Source organism: Burkholderia sp. AU38729 (assembly GCF_020419725.1).
In the GTDB taxonomy this organism is placed as follows: Bacteria; Pseudomonadota; Gammaproteobacteria; order Burkholderiales; family Burkholderiaceae; genus Burkholderia.
This window is the reverse complement of sequence record NZ_JAIZQO010000003.1, coordinates 584,551-601,721: the sequence shown is the minus strand read 5'-3', so window position 1 is coordinate 601,721 and position 17,171 is coordinate 584,551. Positions and strand designations below refer to the sequence as shown.

Below are 17,171 nucleotides of genomic sequence, written 5' to 3'. Positions count from 1 at the left end.
CTGGATTGCGTCTGCACGACAACGGCGCGCGATGGACAGGTTTTGTTACATCGCGTGCCATTCGACTTACAAAACACCGAGCATTGAAACAGGCCGAGCGGATATTGTGAACTCAACGGCACGAATTGACGCGCCGCGACAAAGACGAAGACGCTCACCATGGCCACCCTGTTCACGCTCAAGCGAACCGCCCGCTGCACGCTGGTCGCGTTCGTCGCACTTGCGGCACTGCCCCCCGCATTCGCGCAATCGGCCGGCGCGCCGCCCTATGCGGCCGCAGCACGGCAACCGGGCGGCGATCCACCCAGCCGTGTCGCGCGGCTCAATTACCTGTCGGGCGCCGTGACGACCGAACCGGCCGGCACCGATACGTGGTCGTACGCCGCCGTGAACCGGCCGCTGACGACCGGCGACCAGCTCTGGAACGATGCCGGTGCGCGCTCGGAACTGCACATCGGCTCGACCGCGGTGCGGCTCGGTGAATCGACGAGTTTGTCGGTGCTGAACCTGGACGACACGACGACCCAGTTGAAAGTGGGGCTCGGCACCGTATCGACGCACGTGCGCGATCTGCCGGCCGGTGGATCGTACGAAATCGACACGCCTAATCTCGCGCTCGGCATCACGGGCCCCGGCGACTATCGCGTCGACGTCGCGCCGAACGGTGCGAGCACGACGGTCACGGTGCGCAGCGGCAGTGCGACCGTCTACGGCAGCAACGGCCAGTACCCGCTGTCGCCCGGGCAGCAGGTCGTGTTCACGGGCACCGACCTGCAGGTCGCGCAGCAATCCGCCGCCCCGGGCCCCGATCCGCTCGACCAGTGGGCCGCCAGCCGCGACGCGGCCGAGGAGCGCTCGGTATCGGCCCGCTATGTGTCCCGCGACATCCCCGGCTACCAGGATCTCGACGCGAACGGCACGTGGCGCGAAACCCCGAACTACGGCCAGGTCTGGGTGCCGAACGACACGCCGGCCGACTGGGCGCCGTATCACGACGGCCACTGGATCTGGCAGGCACCGTGGGGCTGGACGTGGGTCGACGACGCGCCGTGGGGTTTCGCACCGTATCACTACGGCCGCTGGGCATACGTGGACGATAGCTGGGCCTGGGTACCGGGCCCGATGGTCGTCAGCCAGCCGCCGGTCTATGCGCCGGCACTCGTCGCGTTCGTGGGCGGGGGCGGGGGCCCCGATTGGAGTGTCGCGCTCACGGTGGGCGGCGTCGCCGCGGCCGGCTGCGCGTGGTTCGCGCTCGGCCCGGGCGAACCGTGGCATCCGGGCTGGGGCGGCTGGAGCCCGCACTACTACGACCGCGTGAACCGCAACGTCGTGGTGAACAACGTCAACGTGAACAAGACCGTGAACGTGACGAACATCACCAATGTCACCAATATCACCAACATCAACAAGACGTACGTGAACTTCCGCGCGCCGCACGCGATCACGGCCGTACCGGCCTCCGCGTTCGTGCACGGCCAGCCGGTCGCGCACTTCTCGCAGCACATCGATCCGCAACAATGGCGCAACGCGCACGTCACGCCGGGGACACCGGGCATTGCACCGGTGCGCCAGAGCTTCACGGGCGGGCTGCGCAATGCGAGCTACCGTCCGCCTGCCGCGATTGCCCAGCACCCGTACGTCGCGACGCGCAATCCCGCCGTGCCGGCCGCGTATCGCGACCATGCGGCGGCCCACCTCGCGCAGCAAGGCGGGCGCGTACCGGGTGCCGGCGCACCTGTCGTGAAGACGAACGTGCCGGCCGACTATACGGCTCGCCCGGTCCGCATTCCGGGCAAGCCGGACGGCGGCGCATGGGCGATGCGCAACGTGCAGCTCGTGAATCCGCACGGCCCCGTCGTGCAACCGGCTCGCGCGCCTCGCGAAGGCCAGCCGGCCGCCGTGCAGGCCGGGCGGCCTGGCACACCGATGCCGGGCATGCCGAATGTCGCGCGGCCGGCGAACGGCGAAACCCCCAACGCAGCGCATTTCGCCAACGGCGGCATGCCGCAGGCGCCCGGCAACCCGGTGCCGCATCAGGCATTCGGCCCCGGTAACGGCGTCCCGCATCCGCCGGTCGCGAACAACGGTCCGGGGGGCATCGGCAATGCACACGCGGCCGAAACGCCGTCACCCGCGTGGATGCAGCCGCACACGCCGATGGAGCGTCAACGCCCTGCGCCGCCGACCGCGCTTCACGCGGCGGGCCAGAATGCGCTGCCGCCCGTGCGAAGCGCGGCGGTACCACATCCGGAAGGTGTGCCGACGCCGCAGGGCGCGCAGCCCGGCAGCCGGAACGAAGTGCCGCGCGCCCTGCCGCAACCGCGGCTCGACAACACCGCGCAGATTCCGCAGCCGCGTCCGCGCCCCGATTTCCAGTCGCCGGCCCAGCATGGGCAATCGCAACCGCACGCCGATTTCGCACAACCGGAGCCGCATCGCGAAGTCGCGCCACCCCGTGTGAACGAGTACCGTCCGCCGGCCCCCGCCGTGCACGACATGCCGCGCCCGCAACCGCAGGCGCCGCGCATGGAGCCTCGGCCGCAACCTGCACCGCGTATGGAGCCGCGACCGCAGCCGGCGCCACGCATGGAACCGCGTCCGTCGATGCCCGCTCCGCGCATGGAACCGCGGCCGCAACCGGCGCCGCACGTCGAGGCGCCCCACCCGAGCAACCCGCCGCCGCAAGGCGGTCACGAAGAGCGGCATCGCCAGTAAAAGCGCCGCAAACGTGAAACAAAAAGGCCCGACCGGGATCAGCCGGTCGGGCCTTTTTTCCACGGGGCGCGGCGCGATGCATCCGCGCGGCCCGGGTTGCTCGATCAGACCGCCATCGGTGCGGTCAGCGGCTCATGGTGGCGGTAGCCGACGAGCGAGAAATCGGACGGCTCGATCTGTTCCAGCCACTCGGGCGCGTAGACGCCCGTCTTCGCGTATTCCGGCACGCGCGCGGCAATCTCGAGCCGCGGGCTCTCGTAAGGCTCGCGCGTGAGCTGGCGCTGCAGCATGTCGAGCTGGTTCTCGTAGATGTGCGCGTCGCCGATGAAATACGTGAACCAGCGCGGCGTGTAGCCCGTCAGGCGGCCAACGAGTTCCAGCAGCGCGGCCCCTTCCGTCAGGTTGAACGGCGTACCGAGGCCGACGTCGTTGCTGCGGATGTACAGGCACAGCGAGATTTCGCGCTTCGTCGCATTCGGCAGGAACTGGTACAGCAGGTGGCACGCGGGTAGCGCGATCTGGTCGAGCACGGCCGGATTCCACGCGTGAAACAGGATGCGGCGGTCGGACGGATTCTCCATGATCGTGTCCAGGCACTGGCGCAACTGGTCGATCGCCTTGTACAGCAGCACCTTCGGCGCGCCGTCTTCGTCGAAACGCGTGACGATCCGGAAGCCGCGGCGCGTCGCATCGGCGATCTGCGCGTCGGCGCCCGCGTCGAGCACCTTGTAGCCCGGCCACTGGCGCCATTGCACGCCGTACACGTCACCGAGATCGTCGACGCCCTGGCGATACGGGTTCGCGAGCCATTGCGCGTTCTCGTTCGCATTCGCATCCCACACCTTGCAGCCGAGCGCGCGGAAATCGGCCGCACTGCGCGTCGCGCGCAGGAAGCCGACCAGTTCGCCGATCGCGGACTTGAATGCCAGCTTCTTGGTCGTCACGGCCGGGAAGCCTTGCTGCAGGTCGAAGCGCAGCATCGCGCCCGGCATGCTGATGGTGCGGATCCCCGTGCGGTTCTCCTGCCAGGTGCCGGTATCGAGAATGGTACGAACGAGATCGAGATACTGTTTCATGCGGGTTCCTTCGGCCGCGAGGGCGGCCGTACCCGCCAATTTTAGCAAGCGTGGTGAGGAAGCTCCGGCAACGGCGCCGAAAACCCTGCCAGCGTGTCGCCGCGATCGCGCATGCCGTGTGCGCACATCAGCCGGTAGAGCGTGACGCGCGACACACCGAGTTCGCGTGCGGCATCCGCGAAACGGCCGCGATGGCGCAGCAACGCCTGCTCGATCGCCTGCCGTTCGGCCGCCTCGCGCGCCTCCAGCAGCGACACGGGTGCGAGCGTCGCGAAGTCGTTCAGCTCGAGATCGGCCGCGGTGATCATCCGGCCTTCCGACATGACGATCGCACGGCGCACGCGATTGATCAGCTCGCGCACGTTGCCCGGCCACGAATAGCCGTACAGCGACGCGACCGCATCAGGGGAAAAGCCGCGCAGGCGACGATGCGCGTCGCCCTTGAAACGCTCGAGCATGTGGCGCGCGAGCACCTCGATGTCCTTGCCGCGCGCACGCAGCGGCGGCTCCTCGATCTTCAGCACGCACAGGCGATGGAACAGGTCCTCGCGGAACCGCCCTTCGCGCAGCGCCGCTTCCATGTCCACGTGCGTCGCGCAGATCACGCGCACGTCGACGGGCACCGACACATGGGCACCCAACCGCTCGATCTTGCCTTCCTGCAGGAAGCGCAGCAGGCTCGCCTGGCTTTCGAGCGGCAAGTCGCCGATTTCGTCGAGAAACAGCGTGCCGCCATTGGCGGCCTCGACGCGGCCGATCTTGCGCTGGTTCGCGCCGGTGAACGCGCCGCGCTCATAGCCGAACAGTTCGGCCTGCAGCAGCGTCGACGGAATCGCACCGCAATTGATCGCGATGAAAGGCGCCTGCGCGCGCGACGAACGTTCGTGAATCGCGACCGCGGTCAGTTCCTTGCCCGTACCCGATTCGCCGGAGATGAACACCGGCGCGTCGGTCGCCGCGACGCGGCGTATCGTCCTGAAGAGCCCGAGCATCGCATCGCAGGTCCCGACCATTTCGCCTTCGCTGCGTCCGGCGCCGACGGGCGGTGCAACGGTTTCGGTCAGCGCGATCATCCCGTGTGCATGGCCGACGGTCTCGACGATCCGCGCCGTCTCGTACGGCATCGTCACGTAGTCGAAACAGTAGTCGCGAATGAGATGGCGCAGCGTAGCGTCCTGCAACTGGCCGCGTCGCGTCGCCGCGATCCAGCCGATGTGCTGAATGCTTAGACATGATTCGAGTTCGCGCAGGTCGGAAGGCTTGAAGCCCGGCGAAAAATCGAGCAGCCCGGCCGTTGCGACACCATGCTGCACGACGCGCCGTACGTCTCGCACGGTCTCCGCGAGATCGACACGCCAACCGCATTCGTCGAAATGGCCGCGCAACGCATCGTTCGGTTCGCGCGAATAGTAGATCACGTGCCGCAGATCGGCGCCCATATGCTCACCCCGTTCATCAACCGTCTAACGATTGCCGTGCACGCCAGGTCACGTGCGAAAAGGATCGAATCGGGTCAGCCGAAGGCGGCTCGATTCGCCATGCCGATGCGTGGCGACGACAAAGCCTCGCATGATGGCGCTTATCTCGCGTCCAGTTATTTTGATCAAGACAGCTTAGTTATAGGCACTGAATACGACAATCCGATTTCAGCGCGGTGAGCGATGCGGCCGTATCGCTCAGGAGGTCGATGCATGTCAATCGTCTGCACATAGCCCCCGGCGCAGCGATACGCTCTGTCATCAACACTTGCGACGATTTTCATCCTTGAAGCGTATCGATTGAATCAGCAGTATTCCCGAGCCCCCTCGTTTCACGCCTGAAACATTTTCAGCGGTTTTTCGAGACAATTCGCAACGCTTGAGCACGAATCGCAGTCTCGACAACGGTCCCGGCGCGATGGCATGCATTTCGCTGAACATGGAAACCGTCGGAGACAGCGACCATGCGAAAACATCTTTTACTTTCTTTCGTGCCGATGGCCATTGCGGTCGCGGCCGCCGGCCCGCCCGCGCCCGCACGCGCAGACGAAAGCACGAATCCGGATCGCGCCATGCTGCTTGCGGCAAACACGCCGAGCATGCAGCACGGCAACGGGTTCGGCATCGTGACCGTGTCGTCACCGCAACCGTTGCCGGCCGGCAGGACGTCGGTGACCCTGTGGGACGAGATCCCGCCACCGCCTCAATTGCCGACGCCACTTCCGGCACCGCAGCAGGGCGATTTGCAGCACGCGATGGAAGGCACCACGCAAGGCAGTACCCACCAGTGATGCACGAGCCGATCCATTTGATCAGGATGACGTATTGATTTGAGCGAGCCGCCAGCCTCGACCCGATGCCGGCATCGTCGTGCTCGCAACACGAAACGGTTCTTGTGCTCCGTCCCCCGGCGGGCACTCTTTTTATTCATTCCGTCGCCGCGACGCCTTGCCTCGAGCGTCGCGGCGCGCAGTGAGGAGAGGCGGACGCGCGCACCCGGAACCGGCGCGTGCCGCCGTTCCGGTAGAATCGGCGCCATTCCGGTTTTCCTTTCCCCGACCTTCATGACGACGTTGACCCTGATCGTCGCGCGTGCCCGCAACGGCATCATCGGCCGCGACAACCAGTTGCCCTGGAAACTTCCCGAGGATCTCGCCTTCTTCAAGCGCACGACGATGGGCGCACCGATCGTGATGGGCCGCAAGACCCACGAGTCGATCGGCCGGCCGCTGCCGGGCCGCCGCAATATCGTGGTCACGCGCGACGCAACGCGTCGCTTCGACGGCTGCGACACGGTCACGTCGCTCGCCGATGCGCTGACGCTCGCCGCACGCGACGGCGTGCCCGAGGCGTTCCTGATCGGCGGCGCGCAGCTCTATACCGAAGGTCTCGCACTCGCCGACAAACTGGTCGTCACCGAGATCGATGCCGACTTCGACGGTGACGCCTCGTTCCCGGCACCCGACGCCGCGCAGTGGCAGGAAGTGTCGCGCGATGCGCACCAGGCGGCCGCGCCGAATACGTTCGGCTATGCGTTCGTCGTCTACGAACGCAAGCGCGGCTGACGCGTCACGCGCCATGAAAAAAGCCCGACCGGTTCATGCCGGTCGGGCTTTTTCGTTTGATGGCGGCCGATGCCGCGCGCCGCTTACTGCCCGGCGATCGTCATCTGCTCGATCAGCACCGAGCCCGTTTCCTTCGTGCCGCGCACGATCGAATCGGCACCGATCGCGACGATATGCCGGAACATTTCCTGCAGCGTGCTCGCGACGGTGATTTCCTCGACCGGATACTGGATCACGCCGTTCTCGACCCAGAAGCCCGCCGCACCGCGCGAATAGTCACCCGTCACGTAGTTCACGCCCTGTCCCATCAGCTCGGTCAGCAACAGGCCCGTGCCGAGCTTCTTCAGCATCGCGTCGAAATCGTCGCCCGCCTGCGTGTTCGAGCTGCGCAGCGCGAGGTTGTGCGAGCCACCCGCGTTGCCGGTGGTCTGCGTGCCGAGCTTGCGCGCCGAATAGGTCGACAGGAAGTAGCCTTCGACGACGCCGTCCTTGACGACGCTGCGCGCACGCGTGCGCACGCCTTCCTCGTCGAACGGCGCGCTGCCCATCGCGCGCGGCACGTGCGGATCCTCGACGACCTGGATGTGCGGCGCGAACACCGGCTTGCCGAGGCTGTCGACGAGGAACGACGTCTTGCGGTAGAGCGCGCCGCCGCTCACCGCCTGCACGAATGCGCCGAGCAGGCCGGCCGCGAGCGGCGCCTCGAACAGCACGGGCACCTTGCGGGTATCGAGGCGGCGCGCGCCCATCCGGGCAAGCGCACGCTCGGCCGCGTAACGGCCCACCGCTTCGGGCGCCGCGAGATCGATCGCGCTGCGCTTCGACGAATACCAGTCGTCGCGCTGCATGTGACGGCCGCTGCCCGCGATCGGCGCGCATGCGATGTAATGACGCGAGTACGGGTAGCCGGACAGGAAGCCGCGCGACGTGGCCAGCACGAACTGCGAATGCTGGGCCGACACGCTCGCGCCTTCCGAGTTGCGGATCTGCGGGCTGACCGCGAATGCGGCGTCTTCCGCGCGGCGGGCGAGCTCGACGGCCTCGTCGGCCGACAGCGCCCACGGGTGGTAGAGGTCGAGGTCACGCGGGTCGGTTTCGAGCAGCTCGGCTTCGGCCAGGCCGGCCGCCTCGTCCTCGGCCGTGAAGCGCGCGATGTTGTACGCCGCGGCGACGGTATCCTTGATCGCGCCCGGCGAGAAATCCGACGTGCTCGCGTTGCCGCGCTTCTTGCCGATGAACACGGTCACGCCGACCATCTTGTCGCGGTTGTGCTCGATCGTTTCGACTTCGCCGCGGCGCACCGACACCGACAGGCCATCGCCCTCGGAGATTTCGGTCGCGGCGTCCGTCGCGCCGAGCGCCTTCGCATGGCGAAGGATGTCCGAGGCGATTTCCTTGAGCTGGTCCTGCGTGTGCGGGAAATAGCGCGCTTGTACGTCGAGATTGGCTGCCATCGTCTTGGTATCCGGTGGCGGGCGGGCGCCCGCATGTTCAAAATGTTGCGTATCCCGCGATCATAGCAAGGTCCGGGGCCGGACACCGACAAGCTTGGGGTGTCCGCGGCGCGATACAATGCCGTCCATGACACGCAAAACCCGAATCCAGCCGATCGAGCATGCCGCCGAAGACGACGACAATGGCTACGATCGCCCCAGCAAATCCCAGTTGAAGCGCGAGATGCACGAGCTGCAGGTGCTCGGCCAGGCACTCGTCGATCTGCCGAAGGACGCGCTGAAACGCATGCCGATGCCCGAAAGCCTCGGCGACGCCGTGCGCGAGGCGCGCCGGATCACCGATCACGAAGGCAAGCGCCGCCAGCTCCAGTACGTCGGCCGCGTGATGCGCTCGCTGACCGACGACGAGACGGCCGCGCTGCGCACCGCGCTCGACGCGCAGCGCGGCGTGAACAAGGCCGCGACGGCCCGCCTGCACTGGATCGAACGCACCCGCGAACAGTTGCTCGCGAGCGACGACGCGCTGACCGAATTCCTGCGCCAGCATCCGGAAGCCGACATCCAGGAAGGCCGCACGCTGATTCGCAACGCACGCAAGGAAGCGCAGCAAGGCAAGCCGCCGCGCTATTTCCGCGAGCTGTTCCAGTGGATCAAGACCGCCGGCGGCACGTCCCATGCGGACGACGAAGCGGCGGACGATGCCGGAGACGACCATGACGACGACGAAGCGTAACCATCCGGACGAGCTCGTCGTCGGCCTCGTGTCGATCAGCGACCGCGCGAGCACCGGTGTCTACGAGGACAAAGGCATTCCCGCGCTGCAGGAGTGGCTCGCCGGCGCGCTGGTGTCGCCGTGGCGCGCCGAAACGCGCCTGATCCAGGACGACGCGCCGACGATCTCCGCCACGCTCGCCGAACTCGTCGACGTCGCGGGGTGCGACCTCGTGCTGACGACGGGCGGCACGGGCCCGGCGCGCCGCGACGTGACGCCCGAGGCCACGCTGGCCGTGGCGACGAAGGAAATGCCGGGATTCGGCGAACAGATGCGGCAGATCAGCCTGAATTTCGTGCCGACCGCGATCCTGTCGCGGCAGGTCGCGGTGATCCGCGAGACGGCCGACCATGCGGCGCTGATTGTCAACCTGCCCGGCCAGCCGAAGTCGATCCGGGAAACGCTCGAAGGGCTCCGCGACGCCGACGGCAAGTCGACCGTGCCCGGCATCTTCGCCGCGGTGCCCTACTGCATCGACCTGATCGGCGGCCCTTACATCGAGACCGACGCCGCGGTGGTCGCGGCGTTCCGGCCGAAAAGCGCTCAGCGCGCACCGCGCTAGGCGCGTGCCGGATCGCTCAGGCGGCCGGCGCGGACTCGCCTGCCGAAGCCGATGCGGCCGGAATCAGGAAATGCTCGCGGTAGTACTTCAGCTCGTCGATCGACTCGTGGATGTCCGCGAGCGCCGTGTGCATTGCCCGCTTCTGGAAACCCTTGTAGATCGCGGGCTGCCAGCGACGGCACAGCTCCTTGAGCGTGCTGACGTCGAGGTTGCGGTAGTGAAAGAACCGCTCGAATTCGGGCATCCAGCGCGCCATGAAGCGGCGGTCCTGGCAGATCGAGTTGCCGCACATCGGCGACTTGCCGGGCGACACGTACTGCGCGAGGAAGGCCTGCAATTGCGCGGCGGCTTCCGCCTCGGTCACGGTCGACGCGCGCACGCGGTCGATCAGGCCCGAGCGGCCGTGCGTCGACTTGTTCCAGTCGTCCATCTTCGCGAGCGTTTCGTCGCTCTGGTGGATCGCGAACACGGGGCCTTCGACGGCGATGTCGAGCGTGGAATTGGTCACGACGACCGCGATCTCGATGATGCGGTCGTTATCCGGGTCGAGGCCCGTCATCTCCATGTCGAGCCAGACGAGGTTCAACTCGTTGCGCACGAGCGCGGGCTGGCTGGCGGAAGCGGCGGTATCGGTCATGAGTCATCCTGGAAAATGGCGGACGGCGCGCGGCGCCGCCCGGGCGGCCGGCATCGCATCAGCGGGGCCGGTCCGCTAGAACATATAATTCTCGCATAGAACCCTTTGGCGCCTTCGATGTCACCCTTTTCGTTCACCCTGCTGTTCGCGCTCGCCGTGCTCGCGATGGTCGTCACCAAGCTGTGGCTCGCGTCGCGGCAGATCCGCTTCGTCGCGGCGCACCGCAACGGCGTCCCCGCGCAGTTCAGCGCAACCATCCCGCTGACCGCCCACCAGCGCGCGGCCGACTATACGGTCGAGCGCACCCGGTTGACGATGCTCGAAATCGTCGTCAGCGCGGCCGTGCTGGTCGGCCTCACGCTGCTCGGCGGCGTCGGCGCACTCGACACGCTGCTCACCGGCTGGATCGGCCGCGGCTACGGGCAGCAGGTCGCGCTCGTCGCCGCCGTGCTCGTGATCACGAGCGTCATCGACGTCCCGTTCGAGTATTACCGCCAGTTCGGGATCGAACAGCGTTTCGGCTTCAACCGGATGACCAAGCGGCTGTTCTTCACCGACATGCTGAAAAACTCGCTGCTCGGCGCCGCGCTCGGCCTGCCTCTGCTGTTCGTCGTGCTGTGGCTGATGAACCAGGCCGGCAGCCTGTGGTGGCTGTGGACCTGGATCGTCTGGGTCGCGTTCCAGATGCTCGTGCTGCTGATCTACCCGACCTTCATCGCACCGATCTTCAACAAGTTCGAACCGCTGAAGGACGACGCGCTGCGCGCGCGCATCGAGTCGCTGATGAAGCGCTGCGGCTTTGCGGCGAAGGGGCTGTTCGTGATGGACGGCAGCCGCCGCTCCGCGCACGGCAACGCATACTTCACGGGCTTCGGCGCGTCGAAGCGGATCGTGTTCTTCGACACGCTGCTCGCGCGCCTGTCCGGCCAGGAAATCGAAGCCGTGCTCGCGCACGAACTCGGCCACTTCAAGCGTCGCCACGTGATGAAGCGGATGCTCGTGTCGTTCGTGCTGAGCCTCGTGCTGCTCGCGCTGCTCGGCTGGCTGGCGCAACGCACGTGGTTCTACACGGGGCTCGGCGTCACGCCATCGCTCGACACGAGCAACGCGGGCGCCGCGCTCGTGCTGTTCTTCCTCGCGATTCCCGTGTTCCTGTTCTTCGCAACGCCGTTCGGCAGCCTCACGTCGCGCAAGCACGAATTCGAGGCCGACGCATTCGCCGCCAGCCAGACCGACGCGCAGGATCTCGTCAGCGCGCTCGTGAAGCTCTATGAGGACAACGCGTCGACGCTGACGCCCGACCCCGTCTACACGGCCTTCTACTACTCGCATCCGCCTGCATCGCAGCGGATCGACCGCCTGATGCAGCACGCATGAGCCGGCCGACCTCCCGCAAGCCGGCCCCGCGCGCGTCGAATGCGCAACGGGTCGAAGGCCGCGTGATCGCGGCACACGGGCGCCACTACATCGTCGCGCCCGACGACGGCGGCCCGATGCTGCAGTGCTTCCCGCGCGGCAAGAAGAGCGACATCGCGGTCGGCGACCGCGTCGTGTACGAACTCGCATCGGCCGACCAGGGCGTCATCGTCGAGATCGGCAAGCGGCGCAACCTGCTGTATCGCTCCGACCAGTTCAAGTCGAAGCTGTTCGCGGCCAACCTCGATCAATTGCTGATCGTGCTCGCGACCGAACCCTACTTCAGCGAGGACCTGCTCGGCCGCGCGCTGATCGCCGCCGAGGCGAACGAGCTGAAGCCGCTCGTCGTGCTGAACAAGATCGACGTCGAAGCCGCGCTGCCGGTCGCGCGCGAGCGCCTCGCGCCCTACCGCGCCCTTGGCTACGACGTGCTCGAGCTGTCCGTGAAGGGCTCACCCGACGACGCGCGCGCACAACTGATGCCGCACCTCGCCGGGCATTCGACGATCCTGCTCGGCCAGTCCGGGATGGGCAAGTCGACGCTCGTGAACCTGCTCGTTCCCGATGCCGAAGCCGCCACGCGCGAGATTTCGGCCGCGCTCAACAGCGGCCGTCACACGACGACGTTCACGCGCCTCTACCCATTGGCGGGCGGCGGCGCGCTGATCGATTCGCCGGGCTTCCAGGAATTCGGCCTCTACCACCTGACGGAAGGCCGTCTCGAGCGCGCCTTTCCGGAGTTCCGGCCGCTGCTGGCCGACTGCCGTTTCTATAATTGCCATCATCTGCACGAACCCGGCTGCGCGATTCTCGACGCTGTCGCCGACGGCCGCATCGCACCGTCGCGGCATGCGCTGTATGCGCAGCTCGTGCACGAGGCGAGCCAGATCGTCCGCTGACCGCACGGCACGCGCGCGGCGGCCAGCCGGCGCCATGCGGGCCGGCGTTCACCGATAGGAGCCGCGATGCGTTTCAAGGCACCCGATCTCGCGACGGCACAGCACTGGGCCAACGTGCTTCAGGTAGCCGGCATCGGTTGCGAGCTGCATAACTGCTACGCGACCGGCGCGCTCGGCGGCCTGCCCGCCGACGCCTGCACGCCCGAACTGTGGCTCGACGACGAACGCGACGACGCGCTCGCGCGCAAGCTCCTCGATGCCGCGTCGCACGGCCCGTCGGCCGGCGCCGCGCCGTGGCGCTGCCGGCAGTGCGGCGAGGCGCTCGAAGCCCAGTTCACCGCGTGCTGGCAATGCGGCGCCGTGCGCGATCCGCTGGAGGACGACTGACCCACAGCAAAAAGGCCGGCTTCAAGCCGGCCTTCTGCCTTTCATCGGGTACCGCACTGCCCCGTCACGACACCCAGACGGCGAGCGTCAGCATCAGCAGCAGAATCATCCACAGGATCACCGCACGCCAGACGAGGCCCACCGCGGATTGCAGCGTCCGCGGCGTGCAATCGTCACCGACCGTCAGCGGGCCGCTGTCGCCGACGGCCAGCGCATCGAGGCTCGACGGTTCCGCGAGCGGCCCCGCGAGGCGTGCGCCGAGCGCGCCGCTGCCGGCTGCCAGCAGGACGCCATCGTTCGGATCGGGCCACTGGCGCGTGTGGTTGCGCCACGCATAGATCGCGTCCTCGAAATTGCCGACGATCGCGAAGCCGAGCGCGGTCAATCGCGCGGGAATCCAGTCGATCACGAAGAACGCACGCTGCGCGAACGTCGAGAACGCCGCCGTGCGGTCGTCGCCCGGCGTCGACCAGCTGCGCGCGAGGTATTCGGAAATCCGGTACAGCACGGCACCGGCCGGCCCGATCGGCAGCACGTACCAGAAGAACACGCCGAACACGTGGCGATGCGATGCGACCACGGCGTGAATCAGCGTATGGCGGACGATTTCGCCGACCGGCATGTCGACCGTGTCGATGCCTGTCCACTCGTGCAGGATTTCGCGCGCACGCGGCACGTCGTCGTTATTGAGCGCGAGGTGGATGTCGGTGAAGTAATGGCTGAACTGACGGAAACCGAGCGTGAAATACACGACGACGACGTTCCAGATGAATGCGAGCACGAAGCTCACCTTGAACAGCAGGAAATAGATCAGCGCGACGATCAGCACCCACGGCAGCACGACCGCGAGCCAGGCGAGGATGCCGTGCTTCTGCTTGCCCGCGTCGAGACCATGCGCGACGGTTTCCGCATGAAACTGGAACAGCGCGAACACCGGATTGTTCGGCGACAACGCGCGGACCTGTTCGATGATGAGAGCGAGGAGAACCGAAAAGAAAGTCATGCGTGGCGCCGTCTTCGGAGTTATGTCATTTTTTGCATAACGATAGCACAGCGTAAGCACCGGATGGCTGCCGGTGCAGTCGCCCGCCAGCCGGCCACGCACGCCGATAATCGTGCACGCCTAGCCGGCGGCCAAGAAGCGGTACAGATTGCGCAACATGCCGGCAGTTGCGCCCCAGATGAAGTAATGCCCGCCGGGTTCGCCATTCGGATAGGGCATCGCAAAAAAACGACGCTCGCCGCCTTCCCAGCGGAACACACGAACCTGATGGTTCGCGGGATTCATCAGGAACGCGAGCGGGACCTCGAAAATCTCGGCCACTTCGAACGTGTCGGCCTGCACGGTGAACGGCGGATGCACGAGGCCGACCACCGGTGTCACGCAAAAGCCCGTACCGGTCAGGTAGTCGGGCAGCGCGCCGAGGATCTCGACACGCTCGTCTGCCAGACCGATCTCTTCCTTCGCCTCGCGCAACGCGGTGGCGGTTGCATCGCGATCGAACGGCTCGCGACGACCGCCGGGGAAGCTGATTTGTCCGGCGTGGTCGTTCAGGTGGTCGGCGCGCTGGGTCAGCAGCATGGTGAGACCGGACTCGCGGACGACGAGCGGCACGAGGACGGCCGCGCTGCGTGGATCGACGCCCTCCTGCAGCCTCGCCTCGCCGGGCTCGACGCTCCATTCGAGCGTGCGCGCGAAACGGTCGCGCAGGCCGGACGGCGTCATCAGGCGGGAATCGATGGCCGGCAGGCCGGCGCCGGTGCCTTCGACCGGCAGGACTTCGGGATCGATGATGGGGCGGCGATTCAATGGGGCTCTCGGGTTCGTGTCGTATCGAGCATATTCTCGCGCCAGAATGAAAAAAGCACCCGGTTGGGTGCTTTTTCCTTACAGCTCTTACTCTTGGGAAGCTGCTGCGGCGCGATCCTTCGACACCAGCTTTTCCTTGATACGAGCCGACTTGCCCGAACGCTCGCGCAGGTAGTACAGCTTCGCACGACGCACATCACCGCGGCGCTTCACGACGATGCTTGCCAGCAGCGGCGAGTACGTCTGGAACGTACGCTCGACGCCTTCGCCCGACGAGATCTTGCGGACGATGAAGTTCGAGTTCAGACCACGGTTGCGAATCGCGATCACGACGCCTTCGTAAGCCTGAACGCGCTTGCGGTTACCTTCAACCACGTTCACGTTCACGATCACCGTGTCGCCCGGGGCGAATTCGGGGATCGTCTTGCCGGCGAGCGCGCGCTCGATTTCTTCCTGCTCAAGTTTTGCGATCAGATTCATTACTGACTCCTTATGCCATCGTGTCGGCGTTCACACCCGCCTGCTTCCAGGCCTGGCCCCGATAGAGGATGGATTCACATCAGGCGCCGCACACGTATGTACGGCACCGCCAATTCCCGCTCGCGCAGCCGCCTCAGGTGGCGTCCTTCGCTTCGCGTGCGAGGTTCGCGAGCCACGCCTCGTCGGCACGGCTCAACAACTTCTCGCGGCGCGCCCGGACGATCAGGTCCGGCCGCTTCCGCAACGTATTTCTCAATGCTTCCTGGCGCCGCCACTTCTCGATCTCGGCATGATGCCCGCCGAGCAGCACGTCCGGTACGCGCACGCCGTCGTATTCCTCGGGGCGCGTGTAGTGCGGACAATCGAGCAGGCCGTCAGCGAAACTGTCCTGCACGGCCGACAGCGAATCGTTCAGCACACCTGGCAGCAACCGTACGACAGCATCCATCATCGCCATCGCCGGCAATTCTCCGCCGGACAGGACGAAATCGCCGAGGCTGATTTCCTCGTCGACGCAACGATCGAGCAGGCGCTGGTCGATCGCTTCGTAGCGGCCGCACAGCACGACGACACCGGGTTCCTGCGCCATCCGCACCGCACGATCGTGCGTGAGCGGCGCGCCCTGCGGCGACATCATCACGACACGCGTGCTCGCGATGCCCTGCTCCGCCTGCGCCGCTTTCGCGGCATCGATTGCGGCTTCGAGCGGCCTGGCCAGCATCACCATGCCCGGACCACCCCCGTACGGACGATCGTCGACCGTGCGGTAGTTGTCCGTCGTGAAATCACGCGGATTCCAGGTGCGCAGCCCGAAGCGCCCTTGCTTGACGGCCCGGCTGGTGATCCCCCAGTCGGTCAGTGCACGGAACATCTCGGGAAAGAGCGTGACGACGTCGAACTGCACCGCGCTCTCGGTAACCTGGTTCATTTCAGTAATCGGCTTCCCAGTCGACGACGATGCGACGCGCCGCCTGATCCACCGTTTTGACGTATACGCCGACGAACGGAATCAACCGCTCGTCGGTAGTCGGCTGACCGTCTTTGCCGGTCGCCGGATACTCGACACGCATGATCGAATGCACGCCATTGTCGATCATCCCGCTCACCTTCCCGAGCGCCACCGATTGCTCGTTGACGACGTCGAGACCGATCAGGTCGACCCAATAGAATTCGTCCGCGGCCAATGCCGGGAAATCTTCCCGGCGCACGAACACGCGAAAGCCGCGCATCGCGTACGCGGCATCGCGGTCGCTGACGCCCGCGGGTTGCGCAACGACGGTGTCGCTGTGCGCCTTCGACTGCACGATGCGGACGGAAAGCCGCTCCGCACCGCGTTCCAGCCACCAGTGGCGCGCCTTGAGCAGCGCATCGCCACCGCGGCCGGCGTCGGCATGCGTCGCCACCTTGACCCAACCCTTCAGGCCATAGGCGTCGACCACCGCTCCGACCTCGACGGCATCGTCGGGCCAGGCTTGCGCCACTTCGAGACTGCCCTGCTGCTCGGCAGCCTGACCGGCGTTCGCGACAGCGTCGCGCTCGACCGGCTTGCGGACGAATGCGCCAAACGACGCACGCCCGCGCCTTGCATTACCGGAATCGTGACCCGCCATCAATGCACCTCACAGCCGGCACGACCGGCACACCGTGCCATGTTAGGCAGCCGGTTGCGCCTTTTGCGCTTCCTTCACGAGACGCTGGACGGTCGGCGACAGTTGCGCGCCAACACCTTGCCAGTACGTCAGACGATCCTGAGCGATACGCAGCGATTCGCCCTTCGTAGCGACCGGGTTGTAGAAGCCGACGCGCTCGATGAAGCGGCCGTCACGACGGTTGCGCGAATCGGTAGCAACGATGTTGTAGAACGGGCGCTTCTTCGAGCCGCCACGAGCCAGACGGATGATAACCATATGATGTCCTTCG

General features: G+C 66.5%; 19 protein-coding genes. 9 read left to right on the top strand and 10 right to left on the bottom strand.

Annotated features, from left to right (window positions below):
- Positions 1-159: 159 nt before the first annotated feature.
- The gene (locus tag LGM56_RS11690) at positions 160-2,715 is read left to right on the top strand and encodes a DUF6600 domain-containing protein (protein WP_226204651.1); all 2,556 of its coding nucleotides are present in this window, start codon (positions 160-162) and stop codon (positions 2,713-2,715) included.
- 104 nt (positions 2,716-2,819) lie between these two features.
- Here LGM56_RS11690 and LGM56_RS11685 read toward each other — a convergent pair whose 3' ends face one another.
- Both LGM56_RS11685 and LGM56_RS11680 read right to left on the bottom strand, forming a co-directional pair.
- On the bottom strand, positions 2,820-3,791 hold the full coding sequence (locus LGM56_RS11685) for a thymidylate synthase (RefSeq protein ID WP_089494348.1): 972 nt from the start codon (positions 3,789-3,791) through the stop codon (positions 2,820-2,822).
- Between the two features lie 41 nt (positions 3,792-3,832).
- Positions 3,833-5,230 carry a sigma-54 dependent transcriptional regulator gene (locus LGM56_RS11680; protein ID WP_089494347.1) on the bottom strand — a complete coding sequence of 466 codons (1,398 nt, stop codon included), beginning with the start codon at positions 5,228-5,230 and terminating at the stop codon, positions 3,833-3,835.
- On the opposite strand from LGM56_RS11680, the gene LGM56_RS11675 reads away from it, so the two are divergent.
- From LGM56_RS11675 to LGM56_RS11665, 3 genes are all read left to right on the top strand, one after another.
- Positions 5,231-5,449 (top strand): hypothetical protein, encoded by a 219-nt coding sequence (locus LGM56_RS11675; RefSeq protein WP_089495254.1) that lies wholly within the window; start codon positions 5,231-5,233, stop codon positions 5,447-5,449.
- Between the two features lie 284 nt (positions 5,450-5,733).
- Complete coding sequence (locus tag LGM56_RS11670; RefSeq protein ID WP_226204649.1) at positions 5,734-6,060, top strand: hypothetical protein; 327 nt, start codon at positions 5,734-5,736, stop codon at positions 6,058-6,060.
- A 273-nt stretch (positions 6,061-6,333) separates the two neighbouring features.
- Positions 6,334-6,834 (top strand): dihydrofolate reductase, encoded by a 501-nt coding sequence (locus tag LGM56_RS11665; RefSeq protein ID WP_089494345.1) that lies wholly within the window; start codon positions 6,334-6,336, stop codon positions 6,832-6,834.
- An 83-nt stretch (positions 6,835-6,917) separates the two neighbouring features.
- Here the strand turns inward: LGM56_RS11665 and pmbA are convergent, their stop codons facing one another.
- On the bottom strand, positions 6,918-8,288 hold the full coding sequence (gene pmbA / locus LGM56_RS11660) for a metalloprotease PmbA (protein WP_039370934.1): 1,371 nt from the start codon (positions 8,286-8,288) through the stop codon (positions 6,918-6,920).
- Positions 8,289-8,415: 127 nt separating this feature from the next.
- Here pmbA and yjgA point away from each other — a divergent pair, with 127 nt between their 5' ends.
- Positions 8,416-9,021 carry a ribosome biogenesis factor YjgA gene (gene yjgA / locus LGM56_RS11655; RefSeq protein ID WP_272482667.1) on the top strand — a complete coding sequence of 202 codons (606 nt, stop codon included), beginning with the start codon at positions 8,416-8,418 and terminating at the stop codon, positions 9,019-9,021.
- On the top strand, positions 9,002-9,622 hold the full coding sequence (mog, locus tag LGM56_RS11650) for a molybdopterin adenylyltransferase (protein ID WP_011351366.1): 621 nt from the start codon (positions 9,002-9,004) through the stop codon (positions 9,620-9,622). The genes yjgA and mog overlap by 20 nt, the downstream gene beginning before the upstream one ends.
- Before the next feature lie 16 nt (positions 9,623-9,638).
- Here the strand turns inward: mog and orn are convergent, their stop codons facing one another.
- Complete coding sequence (gene orn / locus LGM56_RS11645) at positions 9,639-10,259, bottom strand: oligoribonuclease (RefSeq protein WP_089494343.1); 621 nt, start codon at positions 10,257-10,259, stop codon at positions 9,639-9,641.
- 117 nt (positions 10,260-10,376) lie between these two features.
- On the opposite strand from orn, the gene LGM56_RS11640 reads away from it, so the two are divergent.
- The 3 genes from LGM56_RS11640 (at position 10,377) to LGM56_RS11630 (ending at position 12,961) form a co-directional block, all read left to right on the top strand.
- Entirely contained in the window at positions 10,377-11,636 is a 1,260-nt protein-coding gene (locus LGM56_RS11640; RefSeq protein ID WP_011351364.1) for a M48 family metallopeptidase, read from the top strand.
- Positions 11,633-12,574: a ribosome small subunit-dependent GTPase A gene (gene rsgA, locus LGM56_RS11635; RefSeq protein ID WP_226204647.1), complete on the top strand. Its 942-nt coding sequence runs from the start codon at positions 11,633-11,635 to the stop codon at positions 12,572-12,574. Before LGM56_RS11640 ends, rsgA begins: the two co-directional genes overlap by 4 nt.
- 66 nt (positions 12,575-12,640) lie before the next feature.
- Entirely contained in the window at positions 12,641-12,961 is a 321-nt protein-coding gene (locus tag LGM56_RS11630) for a DUF2007 domain-containing protein (protein WP_226204644.1), read from the top strand.
- A 64-nt stretch (positions 12,962-13,025) separates the two neighbouring features.
- On the opposite strand, the gene LGM56_RS11625 is transcribed toward LGM56_RS11630, so the two are convergent.
- The 6 genes from LGM56_RS11625 to rpsP form a co-directional block, all read right to left on the bottom strand.
- Positions 13,026-13,964 (bottom strand): CobD/CbiB family protein, encoded by a 939-nt coding sequence (locus LGM56_RS11625; RefSeq protein WP_011351361.1) that lies wholly within the window; start codon positions 13,962-13,964, stop codon positions 13,026-13,028.
- Between the two features lie 120 nt (positions 13,965-14,084).
- Positions 14,085-14,771, bottom strand: coding sequence for a CoA pyrophosphatase (locus LGM56_RS11620; protein WP_069247448.1), 687 nt, complete (start codon positions 14,769-14,771; stop codon positions 14,085-14,087).
- A gap of 87 nt (positions 14,772-14,858) precedes the next feature.
- Positions 14,859-15,251 (bottom strand): 50S ribosomal protein L19, encoded by a 393-nt coding sequence (gene rplS, locus LGM56_RS11615; protein ID WP_006753174.1) that lies wholly within the window; start codon positions 15,249-15,251, stop codon positions 14,859-14,861.
- 133 nt (positions 15,252-15,384) lie between these two features.
- Positions 15,385-16,179, bottom strand: coding sequence for a tRNA (guanosine(37)-N1)-methyltransferase TrmD (gene trmD / locus LGM56_RS11610; RefSeq protein WP_226204641.1), 795 nt, complete (start codon positions 16,177-16,179; stop codon positions 15,385-15,387).
- Between the two features lies 1 nt (position 16,180).
- The gene (gene rimM, locus LGM56_RS11605) at positions 16,181-16,861 is read right to left on the bottom strand and encodes a ribosome maturation factor RimM (protein WP_089424816.1); all 681 of its coding nucleotides are present in this window, start codon (positions 16,859-16,861) and stop codon (positions 16,181-16,183) included.
- Positions 16,862-16,903: 42 nt separating this feature from the next.
- Positions 16,904-17,158, bottom strand: a complete 255-nt coding sequence (gene rpsP, locus LGM56_RS11600; RefSeq protein ID WP_006476550.1) for a 30S ribosomal protein S16 — start codon at positions 17,156-17,158, stop codon at positions 16,904-16,906.
- Positions 17,159-17,171: the final 13 nt, after the last annotated feature.